This is a genomic window from Bradyrhizobium sp. USDA 4341, from assembly GCF_054063755.1.
The window spans coordinates 8947215-8964876 of sequence record NZ_JBSSGO010000002.1; the positions used below are offsets into that span (position 1 = coordinate 8947215).

The following is a 17662-nucleotide window of genomic DNA, read 5'->3' on the forward strand; positions in this document are numbered from 1 at the left end:
GGAGGACTGGATTCGCCAATGTTTGAATCCCTGATGTCTGTTGCCGCTGACACGCTGTTCGAGCCTGTGTCCTGATGGGCGGCAGCTCACTTGCGACCCGCCTGTTCGTCTCGGCGACCGCCTGGGTGGTGGTGATCCTGGCGATCACCGGCGTCATCCTGTCGTCGGTCTATCGCGACGCCACCGAGCGCGCCTTCGATCGGCGGCTCAATCTCTATTTGCGTACCCTGATCGCCGAGGTGGCGACGCCGGACGAGCCGGCGGACCGCCAGTTCCAGTCGCTCGGCGAGCCGCTGTTCGACCTGCCGCTGTCAGGCTGGTACTGGCAGATCACCCGCACCGACACCGAAAAGGGCGAGACCCGCGCCTCGCGCTCGCTGTGGGACAAGAAGCTGCCCAAGCTCGAGGAGCACGGTGCCGAGCTGACCGCCGCCGGCGTCCGCCTCGGCTATGTCGATGGACCCGAAGGCCAGAGCCTGCGCGTGGTCGAGCGCCCGGTCGATCTCGGCGCCGACGGCAAGTTCCTGGTCAGCGTTGCCGGCGATGCCACCGAGATCTTCGATGAGACGCGCAGCTTCGACTATTATCTCGGCGGCACCTTCGCCGCCCTCGGCATCGTGCTGCTGCTGACCACGATCTTCCAGGTGCGCTACGGCCTCGCGCCGCTCAAGCGCATATCGGATTCGATTGCCGATATACGCTCCGGCCGCGCCGAGCGCCTCGAAGGCCGGTTTCCGGTCGAGATCGCGCCGCTCGCGCGCGAGACCAACGCGCTGATCGATGCCAACCGGGAGATCGTCGAGCGCTCGCGCACCCATGTCGGCAACCTCGCCCATGCGATCAAGACGCCGCTGTCGGTAATCGTGAACGAAGCCGGCTCACATGCCGGCGATCCCTTTGCCAGCAAGGTGCTCGAGCAGGCCGACCTGATGCGCGACCAGGTCGCGCATCACCTCGAGCGTGCGCGAATCGCCGCTCGGGCCACCATCGTCAGCACCATCACCGACGTCGCCCCTGTCATCGAGGCGCTGCGCCGGACCATGGAGAAGATCCATCGCGATCGCGATCTCGCGATCGAGGCGAAGGCCGATCCGGCGGCGCGGTTTCGCGGCGAGCGGCAGGACCTCGAGGAGATGGTCGGCAATCTCGTCGACAACGCCTGCAAATGGGCGGCTTCTCAGGTGTTCATCGAGGTCAGCGTGGTCCCGCCGGAGGCGTCGGGCGCCGGGCCCAGGCTGCGCATTATGGTCGACGACGACGGACGCGGCCTGTCGGAGGCCGAGCGCGCCCAGGTGGCGCGGCGCGGCCAGCGGCTCGACGAATCGAAACCCGGCTCGGGGCTCGGCCTGTCGATCGTGACCGATCTCGCCGGTCTCTATGGCGGCAGTCTCACCCTGAATGACGCGCCGATCGGCGGTCTGCGGGCCGAGCTCATGCTGCCGGCGGTGTAGGGCATGATGGAATTCGGTTGAATGGCGGTCGCGAAGGCGGTGCGCTCCCGCTCCGCCCGCAGGTGCTGTCCGTTTGAATCCCTCGTGCGGTACGCAATCTGTTCTTGCCCATGATCTAGATCAAAGGATTTAGATCCAATCCCGGGTTTTCCGTGGGTGAACGAAGTTCCAGAAGTCTATTGCGCGGCCTGTTCCCCGTGCAATCATCCCCCGATCTTGGGAGACGGCCCATGAAGGACATGCAGGCGCACTTAGAGAAGCTTCGCGTCGAGGCGGAAGAGTGCGAGCTAATCAGCAAGCTGGCGACCAATAAGACCAAGAAAGAACTGTTCGCTAGGTTGGCCGCACATCACCGGACGCTGGCCGATGAAGTCGAGCGGACCATGAGGGAAGCCCGATAGGAACTTTGCGTTCCCATGTGGATTTACAGCTCCGTTCCCGTAAGGAACTGAGCGAGGAAAAAGGGTCACATGGGCCAAATTCGACGTCGGGTCAGACACACCAATTCACTTGAAGCGCGCCTTGTTGAGAGAGCTAGAGAGCTACGCGAACAGGCCGCAGCGCTCGCCCCAGGTATCGAGAGAGAAGCGCTCCTGAAGCTGGCCCGGCAAGCTGAGGCTGGAGCTAGCATGACCGAATGGCTGCGCGCTGGGGGGCTTCAATCATCCACGACCTAAAAGCTCTTTGCCGGCGTCACCATCAATCGCGTCGTACACAAACAACATGATATAGTTGCCCCAACGCAGGCGGGATCGCGCTGAATAGTGGACGCGACGCAGAAGCGCTTTGCCCGCCTCACCAGCGGCTTTTCAAAGAAGCTGGATCATCACGCCGCTGCTGTGGGCCTGTACGTGGCTCACTACAATCTCTGCCGCGTGCATGAGGCGCTGCGGACTACGCCAGCTGTCGCGCTTGGTATTGCGGAGCGGGTTTGGACTATCGGTGATTTGCTGGATGCCGTGCTGCCGCTGGAGCCGAGCCGGCCTGTGCGCGTGACGCGCAAGTTCACTGTAATTGACGGTGGAAAGCCGGGATGGCGCAAATTGCAAGTCAGCTTGAACTACGAGGCCCGGCGAACGCCGAACCTTTCTTCTTCACCCCAAAGGAACGGCCTCAGCGCCGGGGGAACGCTGAGGCCGTGTCCAAGTACTGCCCGTTTTGAGCACCGGGACCACGCGACAACGGAACGTCACCGGGGCTGTTCCTAACCGTGAAAAAGAAGCGGCTCCAGCGAGGGGGCGCAAGCCGGGACCGAGTTTGCATACGTCATCCGACGCACCCGGCGGGGACGCCGGACGTAAAACAACCGCCAGCCGACACGCCTCGTTGCTGTGGCGCACAGAGAAACGGCCCCAGCACCCTTGGAGGTAATGCTGGAGCCGTTCTTTATTCCCATTCTCACGCCGAGCCGTCGCTTGCCGATAATTGGCGGCCCCTTCTGGGCTTGTAATTTGATCTTAATGAAACGCCCTGCCCAGTCCGGAAAGGATCGAATCAGCTGGCTGTTCCAGAAATCAACTGTGTGAATCGAACGAAAATAAACTGCCACTTTTTCCCGGGTGTTTGACAAGTGTCCTAGTTCCCCGGAGCAAGTGTCCGAATTAGGACAGCACCGCTTGCGGGGGAGGCGAGGAGAGCTCGCGGACAATCTTCGCAGACATCAAATGCGATTGGGCCTGCGGACCCGGCGCAGCCTTTTGGGCGGTGTTGCCGTCAGTATTCCTAAACGCGTTCTTAACGCGCCCACCTCTATCATCGCGGGCGGACGGGCTGCGGCGGTTGCCGGGCACCTAGCTTTCACGACCGGGCATGAGCCAGAAATCGACCGAGCGGCTGAGGGATTATCTCGCGCAGCTTCCGCCGCAATCGCAGGCGCTGCTGATGCGGGAGCTGGAGCGCGCCGTCGAACGCGGCGATGATGTCGCGATCGCCAATCTGGTCCTGGAGCAACTGCGCAAGATCGTGCGCGGGGTCGAGCAGGACGAGCAGATCCAGCCGCGCAGCGACGATCCGGCGCGGCTCCTGTTCCGGCCGCTCGAGCCGTTCCTTGCCGAGACCAATTTCCCGACCCGAGCCGGCCAGCTCCGGCGTGCCTCGCTGCTGCCGATCTGGCAGTGGCTCGCCCGCGAGGGCGCGCCCGAGGCCGCCCGCGAATTCGAGAAGGCACTGGCGGCTGCCTCGGAGAGCGGTCCGATGGAGACCGCCGCGCGCAAGTTCCAGCTTGCGGCTGCGGAAGCCATCCTCAAGATCGCGGGGCCGACCCAGGACGACCGTCAGCGCGCGCTGTCACGTGTGGGCCCGCCGAGCGTTGTCGAGGACCTGCTGCCGATCGGCCTCGTGTTGCAGGCCCGCGAGGCGCTGGAAACCCTGGGCAGCCGGCTGCCGAGCCAGATCAGGGTGTTTTCCGATTCCCAGATCGCCTCGGCGATGGAGGCGCTCAAGCTGCCGTCGCTGCAGACGCCGCAACTGCTGCCGTTCGCCCTGTCGTTGATCGCGCAGCGGCTCGCCGCGCCATGGCAGATCATCCGTCTCGCCATCAAGATGGCGGCCTCCGACGACGAGTTGCGGGTCGCGGCAACGCCGTACGGCATCGCCGTCACCATCGCGCTGCATGACCTGTCATTCGTCGCAGCCTGCCTGCGCACCGATATCAAGCGCGGGCATTTCGATTATGTCAGCGAGCAGCTCAAGACCCTGCATGACGGCGTCCGTGGCCTGCGCACCGAGCTCGACCTGCGCAACGATTCCACCTGGGGCCGCCAGCTCACCTCGGTGCGTGCCGATACCTCCAACGCGCTGCAATCGGAGATCGACAGCGTGCCGGGACGGGTCCGCCGGATCCTGCGCCAGCGTGCCGACAAGGACATCACGGCTGGCGCCAAGATCGATGCGTCCGAGGTCGAGGACGCCGCCGCCCTGATCGATTTTGTCGCGGTGTGCCGCACCTATGCCAGCGAGCTCGCCATCAACGAGGTGACGCTGCGGACCTTCTCGGACCTGCAGCATTATGTCGAGCAGTCGACCGAGGGGCTGGTGCAGTCGCTGCGCGGCGGCGACGCGCGGGTCCGCGCGTTCCGGCAGCAGCAGGTCAAGGCGGCGATCCGCTTCTGCGAGGTGCTGTTCGGCCACGACTACGCCTCCCTGATGAACAGGGCAGCCGAAAACGCCGTCACCGGCGAGCGCAAGTCGTCCCGCGCGGGGTAGCGAGACCGCGCAATTCGCGGGCATTCTCGACGGCAAGAATTACGGTGACAATGTACTCAATCGCCAACGAGAAGCTAAATGCACTGTCACCGTAATCCCCATGAGGCTTAACTGAGTGGACGATCAGCCCATTTTTGATGTCTTGGCAAACTGGCCAGGCCGAGTTTCGACGCAGCTTGCGTTTGAAGCGCGCGGCTTCTTGATGCCGGCTGCGTGGCAGAACAGGATGATTGAGTTCTGCGGAGCGAGCCAAGCGGACTTACTCAATCGCTATTGGGATGAGGTAGCGATGGAGACGATGCGAGCCGTTGGAAAGGTGAATTCGGACAACAGGAGATTCTTCATTGAGCCGCGATATCGCTCGGCCTTTTTGGATGAGCTGTTCGCCCGCAAAGATTTTTCTCACCCGGATGTTCCGAATGGACCTCCTGTCAGATGCCTGCTCGAGCATTTCAGGAAGTACTGGCATGATCTGGAGTTTAGAGAGAACGAATTAATCGCCATTAGGAATCGGAGAAAGTGCGAAAGTGAGCGTTTAGAGATCCAGACGACGGGATGGACGGGAAAAAAGAGGGGGTCATTCCTTTTGTCGACCATTTTTGCACCGCGCTCGCATTCAAGCGTCGCCGGAACCGTTGGCAAAAGAAGCTGGGTTGCGGTCTCATCTTCGAGGTTGGACTGGATCTCGGGGGCGATCCCAATCGTGTAGGGGACCCATTGGTATTCTGGATATTCCACGAGGGCGACCCAGGTTGTGCTTTTGAAATGAGGGGTAACGACGCGTTTGATCGGCTTGTTTACGGGAGTCGATTATATTGGGGGGATGGGATGCCAGCGACGATGTTCTTGGAATCCGAGCTTACATTGAACTGTTTGATGTTGTTGCTGCGTCATTTGAGACTATCCGATAACAGGCGAGCGAAGGATTGCGGTGACAGTGCATTCAATTGGAAGGATTGCGGTGACAGTGCATTCAATTGCAGCGTCGCGCCCTGACGAGAAGCACTGCCGGACGATCTCATAGGTCAAGCGTAAGTCCTGAGCGTTTTCGACGGCAAGCCGACGAGCCCGCCAAGTCGGGACGGCAAGCATTTGCGCAATTTCGGGATAATGGAAGTTTGGCGTGAGTTGCCCGACGTGTCAAGTCGTCATTTTGGTGACGGCGGCCCCTGCTACTGTGCATGGGGTTGTTTTCGATATTTTGGTCGGACGCGCCTTCGTCCAGGAACGCCGTTGCGATACCGCCAGAACGGCACCGAAAACCGCCTGATTTCGACCTTCGGTCGATCCAGCAATTGTCAATTGCCGGGCTCGCCACCGGTAGTGTAAAGCGATTCTAAGGCGGCTTGCCGGAAGCCGCCGTTCCATCCGGGAACCGCTTGATGACGCTGTGGTTTGTGTTCGCGCTGATGACGGTCGCGGCGATCTTTGCCGTGCTGTGGCCGCTCAGCCGCCGCGGACGGGCGGATAGCGGCGGCAGCGAGGTCGTGGTCTACCGGGACCAGCTCGCCGAAATCGACCGCGACATGGCTGCCGGGATCATCGGCGCCGCCGAGGCCGATGCTGCGCGGATCGAGATCAGCCGCCGGCTGCTCGCCGCCGCCGACCAGAGCGAACGCGAGACCCCGGTGCCAGGCAGTCTCAGTCTGCGGCGCGCCGCCGCGATCGTGGCCCTGGTCGGGCTGCCGGTCATCGCTTCGGGCTTCTATCTCGCGCTCGGCTCGCCGCGCCTTGGCGACTTTCCGCTCGCCGAGCGCAGCCAGGTGGCCGATGCCAACCAGCCGCTCACCAATCTGGTCGCGCAGGTCGAGGCCCATCTGGAAAAGAACCCGACCGACGGCCGCGGCTGGACCGTGCTGGCGCCGGTGCTGTCGCGACTTGGCCGCTACGATGACGCGGTGCGTGCCTATCGCAATGCCATCACCTATGCTGGCGACAGCGCCGATCGCCGTGCCGATCTCGGCGAGGCGTTGATGGGGAGCGCCGGCGGCGTCGTCACCGCGGACGCGAAGGCGGAATTCGAGCGTTCGGTCGCGCTGAATGGCGACGACGCCAAGGCGAACTATTTTCTCGGCCTTGCCGCCGAGCAGGACGGCCGCAAGGCCGATGCCGCCGCGATCTGGCAGAAGATGATGGCGAAGGCGCCGTCGGATGCACCGTGGCGGCCGTTGGTGCAGGCTGCGTTGGTTCGGGTCGGCAGCGGCGCGCCCGGTGGCGTCAGCGCACCGGCGTTGCCGGACGGTGCGGTGGCGGCGGCCAAGGACATGAGCGAGGCCGATCGCGGCACCATGATCAAGGGTATGGTCGATCGGCTGGCGACGCGGCTGAAGACGAACGGCGACGATGTCGAGGGCTGGCTGCGGCTGGTCCGCGCCTATCTGGTGATGGGCGAGCGCGGCAAGGCGATGAGCGCGCTTGCGGATGCCCGTCAGGCGGTGGGCAATGATGCGGACCGGTTGCGTCAGCTCAATGAGGGGCTGAAGAGTCTCGGATTGGATGGATAACGCATGATGCCGAAACATGTGCGGCGGTTTTCGGCGAATGTCATGCGCAAGGATGAACCATGACCAGGAAGCAACGGCGTTTGACACTGATCGGCTGCGCGCTCGTCGTGCTCGCGATCGCCGCGGGCCTGGTGCTGAACGCGCTGCGCGATTCCATCGTGTTCTTCTCGACGCCGTCGATGGTCGCCGAAAAGCATCTCGGGCCGGGCAAGCGGTTCCGCCTCGGCGGCCTGGTGGAACAAGGCTCGCTCAAGCGCGGCGACAATCTCGCGGTGACCTTCACCGTCGGCGACGGCGGCGCAACGCTGCCGGTCGCCTACAAGGGCATCCTGCCGGATCTGTTCCGCGAGGGGCAGGGCGTGGTTGCCGAAGGCGCACTCGATGCGGACGGCGTGTTCCGCGCCGACACCGTGCTCGCCAAGCATGACGAGACCTACATGCCGAAGGACGTCGCCGACGCCCTGAAGAAGCAGGGTCACTGGAAGGACGATTACGGCGCCAAGCCAAAGAGCATGCCGAGCGCCTCCGCGGCGCCGACCCAGGGAGCCATGCGGTGATCGCCGAAAGCGGACATTATGCCCTGGTGCTCGCGCTCGCCCTCGCGCTGATCCAGTCGATCGTGCCGATCGTCGGCGCGCGCTGGCGCGATGCTGCGTTGATGAACGTCGCGCGCTCGACCGCGCTCGCCCAATTGCTGTTCGTCGCGGCGTCGTTCGCGGTGCTGGTGACCCTGCACGTCACCTCGGATTTCTCGGTCGCCAATGTCTACGAGAATTCGCATTCGCTGAAGCCGCTGCTCTACAAGATCACCGGCGTGTGGGGCAACCATGAAGGATCGATGCTGCTGTGGGTGTCGATCCTGGCGCTGTTCGGCGGCCTCGTCGCGGCCTTCGGCAACAACCTGCCGCTGTCGCTGCGCGCGCATGTGCTGGCGGTGCAGGCCTGGGTCGCGAGCGCCTTCTACCTGTTCATCCTGATCACCTCGAACCCGTTCCTGCGCATCGCCAATCCGCCGCTCGAGGGACGCGACCTCAATCCGGTGCTGCAGGATATCGGCCTCGCGGTGCATCCGCCGATGCTCTATCTCGGCTATGTCGGCTTCTCGATCTCGTTCTCGTTCGCGGTGGCGGCGCTGCTCGAAGGCCGGATCGACGCCGCCTGGGCGCGCTGGGTGCGGCCGTGGACGCTGATGGCGTGGATCTTCCTGACGCTCGGCATCGCGATGGGCTCCTACTGGGCCTATTACGAGCTCGGCTGGGGCGGCTGGTGGTTCTGGGATCCGGTCGAGAACGCCTCGCTGATGCCGTGGCTGGCCGGTACCGCGCTGTTGCATTCGGCGCTGGTGATGGAGAAGCGCAACGCGCTGAAGGTCTGGACCGTCCTGCTGTCGATCCTGACCTTCTCGTTGTCGCTGCTCGGCACCTTCCTGGTGCGCTCCGGCGTGCTCACATCGGTCCACGCCTTCGCGACCGATCCGACGCGCGGCGTCTTCATCCTGCTGATCCTGTTCGTCTTCATCGGCGGCAGCCTGTCGCTCTATGCCTGGCGCGCGCCGGCGCTGAAGCAGGGCGGGCTGTTCGCGCCGATCTCGCGCGAGGGCGCGCTGGTGCTCAACAATTTGCTGCTCACCACCGCCTGCGCGACGGTGTTCATCGGCACGCTGTATCCGCTGGCGCTCGAGGTCCTGACCGGCGAGAAGATCTCGGTCGGCGCGCCGTTCTTCAATTTCACCTTCGCGCCGCTGTTCGTGCCGCTGCTGCTTGCGGTGCCGTTCGGGCCGCTGCTGGCCTGGAAGCGCGGCGACCTGCTCGGGGCGGCGCAGCGGCTGATGGTCGCCGGCATCGCAGCGCTGGTTGCGATCGCGCTGGTGTGGGCGTGGACCTATGGCGGCGCGACGCTGGCGCCGCTCGCGATCGGGCTTGCGGCCTTCGTGATCATGGGCGCGCTGTGCGACCTCGCCGAACGCATCGCCCTGTTCCGGATTCCACTGTCGCTCTCGCTGCGCCGCGCACGCGGCCTGCCGCGCGCGACCTGGGGCACGGTCTTCGCGCATGCCGGCCTCGGCGTCGCGCTGATCGGGATCGTCTGCGAGACCACCTGGAACAGCGAATATATCGGCTCCATGAAGCCGGACGACGTCGCGCGGGTCGCCGGCTACGAGCTGCGGCTCGACGGCCTGAACCCGCGGCAGGGGCCGAACTTCCGCGAGATGGTCGCGCAATTCACCGTGACGCGGGACGGCGAGAAGGTCAGCGAGATGACGCCGTCGAAGCGCAACTTCACGACCCGCGGCACCTCGACGACGGAGGCCGCGCTGCTGACGCGCGGCGCGAGCCAGCTCTATATCTCGCTCGGCGATACCTCGGCCGACGGCGCGATCGCGGTGCGCATCTATCACAAGCCGCTGGTGCTGATGATCTGGTGGGGGCCGGTGCTGATGGCCTTCGGCGGCTTGCTGTCACTGTCCGACCGCCGCTTGCGGGTCGGCGCGCCGAAACCGGCGGCGAAAGCGGCGCGCGCATTGCAGGCGGCAGAGTGATGCGGTCGCGCGCCCTTGCAGCTGCCGTGCTTGCGGCGAGCCTTGTGCTCGGCGCGATGCCCGCCCGGGCGGTGCTGCCCGACGAGATCATGGCGGATCCGGCCAAGGAGGCGAGGGCGCGCGAGCTCTCCAGGGAACTGCGCTGCATGGTTTGCCAGAACCAGTCGATCGACGATTCGGAGGCGCCGCTGGCGCGCGACCTCCGCCTCCTGGTGCGTGAACGCATCTCGGCCGGCGACAGCGACCGGCAGGTGATCGATTTCCTGGTGGCCCGCTATGGCGAATTCGTGCTGCTGAAGCCGCGCCTCAACGAGCATACGCTGGTGCTGTGGCTGACCCCGCCGCTGGCGCTTCTGCTGGGTGGTTTTGCGCTCTGGCGGCTCGGCCGCCGCAAAGCAAATCCGGCCGCCGGCGGGGGCGATTCCAGCCCCGGATTGACGTCCGACGAGCAGGCGCGCCTTGAGCGCCTGCTGGCGGCCGAATCCGCGCCGGACAAGCCGCTTTAGTTCCTTTCTAAGCCCTTAATTTGCATGCGCTATTCTGCCGCAGCGCCGGCCGGCTCAATTACCAAAGTTTAATTCCGCAGCCAGCGCGCCGTAAGGCTGATGACCCCATGTTCAGGCGCATCAGGTGCTCGCCCCCGCACCGAATGATTCTGGCCCTGGAGATCTCAACACATGACCGACCGTCCCGACCTCTCGACCCTTCCGTCCTACAAGGCGCCGAAGCGCTCGCTGTTCTCTGCCCGCAAACTAGCGCTGATGGCGTCGGTCGTGGCCGGCCTCGGTGCCGCCACCTACGGCTTCAGCCCCACCCACAACCCGGCCGACCTGTTCACGACCCCCGCGCACGCGCAGGTCAATAACGAGGTCAAGAAGGTTCAGCAGCCGGTCGGGTTTGCCGACATCGTCGAGCGGGTGAAGCCGTCGGTGATCTCGGTCAAGGTCAACATTCGCGAGAAGGTCGCGAAGGATGACAGCAATAATAATGACGATTCGCCGTTCCAGCCGGGTTCGCCGATGGAGCGCTTCTTCCGCCGCTTCGGCGGTCCGGATGGCTTGCCCCCGGGTCTGCGCGGTGGACCGCGTGGCGGTGGTGTGGTGACGGGCCAGGGCTCCGGCTTCTTCATCTCGGCTGACGGCTTCGCCGTGACCAACAATCACGTCGTCGACGGCGCCGACAAGGTCGAGGTCACGACCGACGACGGCAAGACCTATTCCGCCAAGGTGATCGGTACCGATCCGCGCACCGATCTCGCGCTGATCAAGGTCGAAGGCGGCTCCAACTTCCAGTTCGCCAAGCTCTCCGACACCAAGCCGCGCATCGGCGACTGGGTGCTGGCGGTCGGCAATCCCTTCGGTCTCGGCGGCACCGTGACCGCGGGCATCGTCTCGGCCTCCGGCCGCGACATCGGCAATGGCCCGTATGACGATTTCATCCAGATCGATGCGCCCGTGAACAAGGGCAATTCGGGCGGCCCGGCGTTCGACGTGTCCGGTGAGGTGATGGGCGTCAACACCGCGATCTACTCGCCGTCCGGCGGCAGCGTCGGCATCGCGTTCTCGATCCCGGCCCAGACCGTCAAGAGCGTCGTTGCCCAGCTGAAGGACAAGGGCTCGGTCAGCCGCGGCTGGATCGGCGTCCAGATCCAGCCGGTGACCTCCGACATCGCCGACAGCCTCGGCATGAAGAAGGCCGAAGGCGCGCTGGTTGCCGAACCGCAGGCCAACGGCCCCGCGGCCAAGGCCGGCATCGAGTCCGGCGACGTCATCACCGCCGTCAATGGCGAGCCGGTGAAGGATGCGCGCGAACTCGCCCGCACCATCGGCGGCCTCGCGCCCGGCAATGCCGTGAAGCTGAACGTGCTGCACAAGGGTCAGGACAAGACCGTCAACCTCACGCTCGGCCAGTTGCCGAACAGCCTGGAAGCCAAGGCTGACACCGACAACAACGGCGACAAGGGCAACTCGTCCCGTGGCACCGACGTGCCGAAACTGGGCCTCACTGTGGCACCAGCCAACAGCGTGGCCGGCGCCGGCAAGGACGGCGTGGTCGTGACCGAAGTCGATCCCAAGAGTGCTGCCGCTGAGCGGGGCTTCAAGGAAGGCGACGTGATCCTCGAGGTCGCCGGCAAGACCGTCGGCACCGCCGGTGAGGTGCGTGATGCGATCACCGCGGCGCGCAGTGACAACAAGAACAGCGTTCTCATGCGCGTGAAGAGCGGCGGTTCGTCGCGCTTTGTGGCAGTGCCGCTGGCCAAGGGATAACTATCTATGAGTTGGAACGCGTCGCCGGCATTCGTCGCCCCCGCCGACGGCGCGTTCCGGGGGGCGGGCCCCTTGCTCGCTCCCTATGTTGCCTTTCGATGGAATATGCCCCCCTCTGTCGGAAGGTCTCAGGGCGGTGAGGTCCCCCAGCTTCACCGCCCACTTTTTTCAGCGCCGCATGATCCGGAAAAGTGGAAACCGGTTTTCCCCCTCGACAAACCCGGAACGGGTTTGCGCGGAGATCATGCGCCCACAAGATTCCCGGAATATTCGCGGTCGTCTTGCATGTGCAGGCCGGCCGCGCCATGCTGACAGAGGGCCCATTCCCGTGACCGCAACCGCTCCGCAAATGCGCATCCTGATCATCGAAGACGACCGCGAGTCAGCCGACTATCTGGTCAAGGCATTCCGTGAAGTCGGCTATGTCGCCGATCTCGCCTCCGACGGTGAGGAAGGCCTGTCGATGGCGGAGACCGGCGACTACGACGTGCTGGTTGTGGATCGCATGCTGCCGAAGCGGGACGGCCTGTCGCTGATCGGCATTCTGCGCGACAAGGGCAACCGGACGCCGGTCCTGATCCTCTCGGCGCTAGGCCAGGTCGATGACCGCATCAAGGGCCTGCGCGCCGGCGGCGACGACTATCTGCCGAAACCCTATTCCTTCGCCGAATTGCTCGCGCGCGTCGAGGTGCTGTCGCGGCGCAATGTCGGGCCGGCCGAGGAGACCACCTACCGCGTCGGCGACCTCGAGCTCGATCGGCTGTCGCATCGCGTCGCCCGCGGCAAGGATGAGCTGACCTTGCAGCCGCGCGAATTCCGCCTGCTCGAATATCTGATGAAGCATGCAGGCCAGGTGGTGACGCGCACCATGCTGCTCGAGAACGTCTGGGATTATCATTTCGATCCGCAGACCAACGTCATCGACGTCCACATCTCGCGGCTGCGCTCCAAGATCGACAAAGGCTTCGAGCGGCCGCTGCTGCATACCATCCGCGGCGCGGGGTATATGATCAGAGATGGCATTAGGTAGATCGTGACGGCCTTCGGCAAACTGATCCGGACCACGGCGTTTCGGCTGACGCTGGTCTATCTGTTTCTGTTCGCGCTGTTTGCCGCCTCGCTGCTGGCTTACTTCGCCTGGAACACGCGGCGGCTGATCACCGAGCAGATCACGACCACCGTCAACGTCGAGATCGGCGAGATCACCGCGATCTATAACCGTCGCGGCCTGCACGGCCTGCTGACCACCATGGGCAATCGTGCGCTGCGGCCGGGCGCCAACCTCTATCTCTTGACGGCGCCGAACGGGCAGGCGCTGGCCGGCAATGTCGGCTCGCTGGCGCCTGGCGTGATGAGCGTCCAGGGCTGGAGCGAGACCGCCTATCGCCGGTTCGACGACCAGGACAAGACCGATCACCGCGCGCTGGTGCGGGTCACCGAGATGGACAACGGTTTCCGCCTCCTGGTCGGGCGCGACCTCGAGGAGCGGCGGCGGCTGTTCGGCATCGTCGCCAAGGCCGCGCAATGGTCGATCCTCGTCGTCGTCGTGCTCGGCATCGGTGGCGGCATCTTCGTCGCGCGCCGCGTGCTGCGCCGGATCGACGCCATGACCGGCACCACCAAACGCATCATGGCGGGCGATCTGTCCGGCCGGCTGCCGGTCGGCCGCAGCGGCGACGAGCTCGACCGTCTCGCGGAAAATCTCAACGTCATGCTGGAGCGCATCGAGGCGCTGATGACGGGGCTGAAGGAGGTCTCCGACAACATCGCCCATGACCTCAAGACCCCGCTGACGCGGCTGCGCAACCGCGCCGAGGAGGCGCTGGCGCGGTCGGGCTCCGAGGCCGACTATCGCGCGGCGCTGGAGCGGACGATCGAGGAATCCGACGGGTTGATCCGCACCTTCAACGCGCTGCTGATGATCGCGCGCGCCGAGTCCGGCCAGGCGCGCGGCAACATGGACGATTTCGACGGCGCCGATGTCGCCAACGGCATCCACGAATTGTACGAGCCGCTGGCCGAGGACGACGGCATGACGCTGCAGGTGAAGACCGCGCCGGCGCCGATTCACGGCAACCGTGAATTGATCAGCCAGGCGGTCGCCAACCTGGTCGAGAACGCCATCAAATATGGCAAGCCCGAACCCGGCGTGGAGCCGATGAAGGCCGATGCGCGGGAGATCCTGATCGAGGCCCGGCGCGAGGGCGATCAGGTTCTGCTCAGCGTCACCGACCACGGTCCGGGCATCCCCGAGGGTGACCGCAAGCACGCGGTGGAGCGTTTCGTCCGGCTGGAGGCGAGCCGCACCTTACCCGGGTCCGGTCTCGGCCTCAGCCTGGCCTCGGCGGTTGCCACGCTCCACGGCGGTGAGCTGCGGCTCGGCGACGCCCATCCGGGGCTGGTGGCGACCCTGGTGCTGCCGGCGCGGGCGGGCGGCAGTGACAGGCTTGCGGCTCAAACGCAGGATGTGCCACAGAAGGCGGCATGAATGCCGCCGCGCCGGGAAACGCGGATCGACACCATCTGGCCGCGCGGTTCGCGGACGGACCGCGTGCCGCCGCGCCCCAATCCGCCGATCAGCGCCTGACCGACTGGTTCGCCGAGCTCGAGCCGGCGCAATCGGCTGCGCTCGCGGCGCTGCTGGAGCACCCATTCGCACGGGACATCCTGCGCGGCATTGCCGAATTCTCGCCCTATCTGTTCGAGCTGGCGCGGGCTGATGCCGCGCGGCTGATCCGGATCCTGTCATGCGACCCGGAGTCGCATCTTGCGAGCCTGATCGAGACCACCTCGCGCGATGTGCTCGCCGCCGGCAGCGAGGCCGACGTGATGGTTCTGCTTCGCCGCATGAAGGCGGAGGCTGCGCTGATGATCGCGCTGTGCGACATCGGCGGCGTCTGGCCGGTGATGCGGGTGACGGCGGCGCTGACCGACATTGCGGTGAATTCGGTGCAATCGGCGCTGCGATTTTTGTTCCTGCAGGAGGTCGCCCGCGGCCGCATGACTGCCGTCGATCCCGAGCATCCGGAAGCGGGTTCGGGCCTGATCGTGCTTGCGATGGGCAAGATGGGCGCGGGCGAGCTGAACTATTCCAGCGACATCGACCTGATCGTGTTCTTCGATCGCACGGCCACCTCGCTCGCCGAGGATATTGAGCCGCAGCCGTTCTTCGTCCGCGTCACCCAGGCGATGGCGCGGATGCTGCAGCAGCGCTCGGGCGAGGGCTATGTGTTCCGGGTCGATCTCAGGCTGCGTCCGGACCCGGCCTCGACCCAGGTCGCGATCTCGACCGACGCGGCCTTGCATTATTACGAGCGCGAGGGGCGCACCTGGGAACGCGCCGCGATGATCAAGGCGCGGCCCTGTGCCGGAGATCCCAGGGCCGGCGAGGCGCTGATCGCCGAGCTCGCGCCGTTCGTCTGGCGCAAGCATCTGGATTTTGCGGCGCTGGCCGACGTCCACGACATGAAGCGGCAGATGCAGACCTATCGCGGCCAGAGCGAGATCTCGGTCGAGGGCCACAACGTCAAGGTCGGCCGTGGTGGCATCCGCGAGATCGAGTTCTTCGCCCAGACCCAGCAGCTGATCGCCGGTGGCCGCCATCCTGAGTTGCGGGTGCGGCCGACGCTGGAGGCGCTCGATGTGCTCGCCGAGAGCAACTGGATCACCTTCGAGGCGCGCGACGAACTGACCACGGCCTACGAATTCCTCCGCAGGGTCGAGCACCGGCTGCAGATGATCGCCGACGAGCAGACCCATTCGCTGCCCGAGGAGCCGGAAGCGGTCGAGCGCTTTGCGCATTTCTTCGGCTACGAGAATCGCGAGGCCTTCGCGAGGGATTTGCTCGGCCAGCTCAAGATCGTGCAGAACCATTACGGCAAGCTGTTCGAGGGCGACGATCCGACCGGGAGCGCGAAGCTGCCGGATGTCGACTACGGGGCCGGCCCCGAAGACGGTCGCCTGATCGAGCATCTCGCCAGTCTCGGCTTCAAGAAGCCGGTCATGGTCGCCGGTACCGTGCAGCAATGGATCGAAGGTGATTATCGCGCGCTCCGCGTGGAAGCGACGCGCGCTGCATTCCTGGAGTTCATTCCCGGCCTGATCGACGGCCTCGCGGATGCCGAGGAGCCCGACGATGCGGTCGCGGCGTTCGACCGTTTCCTTGGCGCGCTGCAACGGGGCGGGCGGCTTATCTCGCTGCTCAGCCAGAACCGCGATTTCGTCGCGCTGGTGGCGCTGATCCTTGGTGCTGCGCCGCGGCTCGGCGACATGCTGGCGCGGCAGCCGCAGATCATGGACGGCCTGGTCGATCCACGCTTCTTCGGCGCGATGCCGGACAAGAAGGAGCTGTCGGAGCGGCTTGCCGCCACGCTGCAGGATGCGTCCTCCTATGAGGACTTCCTCGATCGTCTGAGATTGTTCGGCCAGGAGAGCCTGTTCCTGATCGGCACGCGGATCCTGTCCGGCACGGTGTCGGCGCAGCACGCCAGCACGGCCTTTGCCGATGTCGCCGAAGGCATCGTGCACACCGTGCACGGCCTCGTCACCGACCAGTTCGCCGCGCAATATGGCCGGATCAAGGGGCAGGAGACCGCGATCGTCGCGATGGGCCGGCTCGGCAGCCGCGAGATGACGGCGTCCTCCGATCTCGATTTGATCCTGCTCTACGATTTCGACAGCGAGGTGCCGGACTCCGATGGCGAGCGCTCGCTGCACGGCGCGCAGTATTTCGCCCGCTTCACCCAGCGCCTGATCAGCGCCTTCACCACCCGGACCAATTACGGCGTCCTGTATGAAGTGGACATGCGGCTGCGGCCGTCAGGGCGTGCCGGCCCGGTCGCCTCGCGGATCGATTCGTTCTCCGACTACCAGGAACGCGAGGCGTGGACTTGGGAGCACATGGCGCTGACGCGTGCCCGCGTGATCTCGTCGTCACCGGAATTCCGCGAGAGGATCGAGGCGATCATCCGCAGCGTGCTGACCCGGCCGCGCGATGCGGCGTCGACCGCGGCCGACGTTGCCGACATGCGGCGCGCGATCGCGCTGGAGAAGGGCGAGGACGATGTCTGGGATCTCAAGCTTGCCGCCGGCGGGCTCGTAGACATCGACTTCGTCGCGCAATATCTGCAGCTCGCGCATGCCTCAGCGAAGCCGGAGATCCTCAGCGTCTCGACGCTGCAGGTGCTCGAGCATGCCGCCAAGCTCGGCCTGCTCGGCCAGTCGGAAGCCGAGATCCTGCGCTCGGCGGCGCGGCTCTATCATGATCTCACGCAGATCCTGCGGCTGTGCGTCACCGGCCAGTTCAATCCGGAGACCGCGGGCGAGGATCTGCGGCGCGTGATGGCGCGGGCCGGCGACGCGCCGGATTTCTCCGCGCTGGAAGCCCGCCTGCGCGAGACGCAAGGCGAGGTACGCCGCGTCTTCAACGCGATCGTCGGTGGGGATTAGCCTCTGACTATGCGAGCTGCGTAGGGTGGGTTAGCGAAGCGTAACCCACCCTCTTCACTTGCGCGCATGAGAGACCGGCGGTGGATTACGCCTTCGGCTAATCCACCCTACGATTGGAATTCCGTCATCCCCGCGCAAAGGCTTCGCCTTTGTCGCTGGAGGTGCGAGCGGTGCGAGCCTCGAAGGATGCACGGCCACCAGCCGGGCCGTCGACCCTTCGAGACGGCCGCTGCGCGGCCTCCTCAGGGT

At 65.2% G+C, this 17662-nt stretch carries 13 protein-coding genes; all 13 read left to right on the forward strand.

Annotated features, from left to right (window positions below; translation table 11 throughout):
• The first annotated feature begins 74 nt into the window (after positions 1 to 74).
• The 13 genes from ACVIGB_RS47600 to ACVIGB_RS47660 all read left to right on the forward strand — a co-directional run bounded on the left by ACVIGB_RS47600 (position 75) and on the right by ACVIGB_RS47660 (position 17413).
• The gene (locus tag ACVIGB_RS47600; protein ID WP_456724059.1) at positions 75 to 1451 is read left to right on the forward strand and encodes an ATP-binding protein; all 1377 of its coding nucleotides are present in this window, start codon (positions 75 to 77) and stop codon (positions 1449 to 1451) included.
• 230 nt (positions 1452 to 1681) lie between these two features.
• A complete protein-coding gene (locus tag ACVIGB_RS47605) occupies positions 1682 to 1852 on the forward strand; it encodes a hypothetical protein (RefSeq protein ID WP_171948115.1) in 171 nt (56 codons plus the stop codon).
• A gap of 363 nt (positions 1853 to 2215) precedes the next feature.
• Positions 2216 to 2659 carry a hypothetical protein gene (locus ACVIGB_RS47610; RefSeq protein WP_456724058.1) on the forward strand — a complete coding sequence of 148 codons (444 nt, stop codon included), beginning with the start codon at positions 2216 to 2218 and terminating at the stop codon, positions 2657 to 2659.
• A 601-nt stretch (positions 2660 to 3260) separates the two neighbouring features.
• Positions 3261 to 4655, forward strand: a complete 1395-nt coding sequence (locus ACVIGB_RS47615; protein ID WP_456724057.1) for a hypothetical protein — start codon at positions 3261 to 3263, stop codon at positions 4653 to 4655.
• A 115-nt stretch (positions 4656 to 4770) separates the two neighbouring features.
• Positions 4771 to 5364, forward strand: a complete 594-nt coding sequence (locus ACVIGB_RS47620; protein ID WP_456724056.1) for a hypothetical protein — start codon at positions 4771 to 4773, stop codon at positions 5362 to 5364.
• A gap of 673 nt (positions 5365 to 6037) precedes the next feature.
• A complete protein-coding gene (gene ccmI, locus ACVIGB_RS47625) occupies positions 6038 to 7159 on the forward strand; it encodes a c-type cytochrome biogenesis protein CcmI (RefSeq protein ID WP_456724055.1) in 1122 nt (373 codons plus the stop codon).
• Between the two features lie 59 nt (positions 7160 to 7218).
• Positions 7219 to 7716: a cytochrome c maturation protein CcmE gene (ccmE, locus tag ACVIGB_RS47630; RefSeq protein ID WP_456724054.1), complete on the forward strand. Its 498-nt coding sequence runs from the start codon at positions 7219 to 7221 to the stop codon at positions 7714 to 7716.
• Complete coding sequence (locus ACVIGB_RS47635; protein WP_456724053.1) at positions 7713 to 9698, forward strand: heme lyase CcmF/NrfE family subunit; 1986 nt, start codon at positions 7713 to 7715, stop codon at positions 9696 to 9698. Before ccmE ends, ACVIGB_RS47635 begins: the two co-directional genes overlap by 4 nt.
• Positions 9698 to 10204, forward strand: a complete 507-nt coding sequence (locus tag ACVIGB_RS47640; protein WP_456724052.1) for a cytochrome c-type biogenesis protein — start codon at positions 9698 to 9700, stop codon at positions 10202 to 10204. The genes ACVIGB_RS47635 and ACVIGB_RS47640 overlap by 1 nt, the downstream gene beginning before the upstream one ends.
• 171 nt (positions 10205 to 10375) lie before the next feature.
• On the forward strand, positions 10376 to 11965 hold the full coding sequence (locus tag ACVIGB_RS47645) for a Do family serine endopeptidase (RefSeq protein ID WP_456724051.1): 1590 nt from the start codon (positions 10376 to 10378) through the stop codon (positions 11963 to 11965).
• Between the two features lie 349 nt (positions 11966 to 12314).
• Positions 12315 to 12995 carry a response regulator transcription factor gene (locus ACVIGB_RS47650; RefSeq protein WP_092125257.1) on the forward strand — a complete coding sequence of 227 codons (681 nt, stop codon included), beginning with the start codon at positions 12315 to 12317 and terminating at the stop codon, positions 12993 to 12995.
• 3 nt (positions 12996 to 12998) lie between these two features.
• Positions 12999 to 14453, forward strand: coding sequence for a sensor histidine kinase (locus ACVIGB_RS47655; protein ID WP_212310999.1), 1455 nt, complete (start codon positions 12999 to 13001; stop codon positions 14451 to 14453).
• Entirely contained in the window at positions 14450 to 17413 is a 2964-nt protein-coding gene (locus ACVIGB_RS47660; protein ID WP_456749350.1) for a bifunctional [glutamine synthetase] adenylyltransferase/[glutamine synthetase]-adenylyl-L-tyrosine phosphorylase, read from the forward strand. The genes ACVIGB_RS47655 and ACVIGB_RS47660 overlap by 4 nt, the downstream gene beginning before the upstream one ends.
• Positions 17414 to 17662: the final 249 nt, after the last annotated feature.

What these genes read in the sequence shown, in the direction of transcription:
- ACVIGB_RS47600 (WP_456724059.1), top strand. Translation starts at nt 75, where the DNA reads ATGGGCGGCAGCTCACTTGCGACCCGCCTGTTCGTCTCGGCGACCGCC.
- ACVIGB_RS47605 (WP_171948115.1), top strand. Translation starts at nt 1,682, where the DNA reads ATGAAGGACATGCAGGCGCACTTAGAGAAGCTTCGCGTCGAGGCGGAA.
- ACVIGB_RS47615 (WP_456724057.1), top strand. Translation starts at nt 3,261, where the DNA reads ATGAGCCAGAAATCGACCGAGCGGCTGAGGGATTATCTCGCGCAGCTT.
- ccmI (WP_456724055.1), top strand. Translation starts at nt 6,038, where the DNA reads ATGACGCTGTGGTTTGTGTTCGCGCTGATGACGGTCGCGGCGATCTTT.
- ccmE (WP_456724054.1), top strand. Translation starts at nt 7,219, where the DNA reads ATGACCAGGAAGCAACGGCGTTTGACACTGATCGGCTGCGCGCTCGTC.
- ACVIGB_RS47640 (WP_456724052.1), top strand. Translation starts at nt 9,698, where the DNA reads ATGCGGTCGCGCGCCCTTGCAGCTGCCGTGCTTGCGGCGAGCCTTGTG.
- ACVIGB_RS47645 (WP_456724051.1), top strand. Translation starts at nt 10,376, where the DNA reads ATGACCGACCGTCCCGACCTCTCGACCCTTCCGTCCTACAAGGCGCCG.
- ACVIGB_RS47650 (WP_092125257.1), top strand. Translation starts at nt 12,315, where the DNA reads ATGCGCATCCTGATCATCGAAGACGACCGCGAGTCAGCCGACTATCTG.
- ACVIGB_RS47660 (WP_456749350.1), top strand. Translation starts at nt 14,450, where the DNA reads ATGAATGCCGCCGCGCCGGGAAACGCGGATCGACACCATCTGGCCGCG.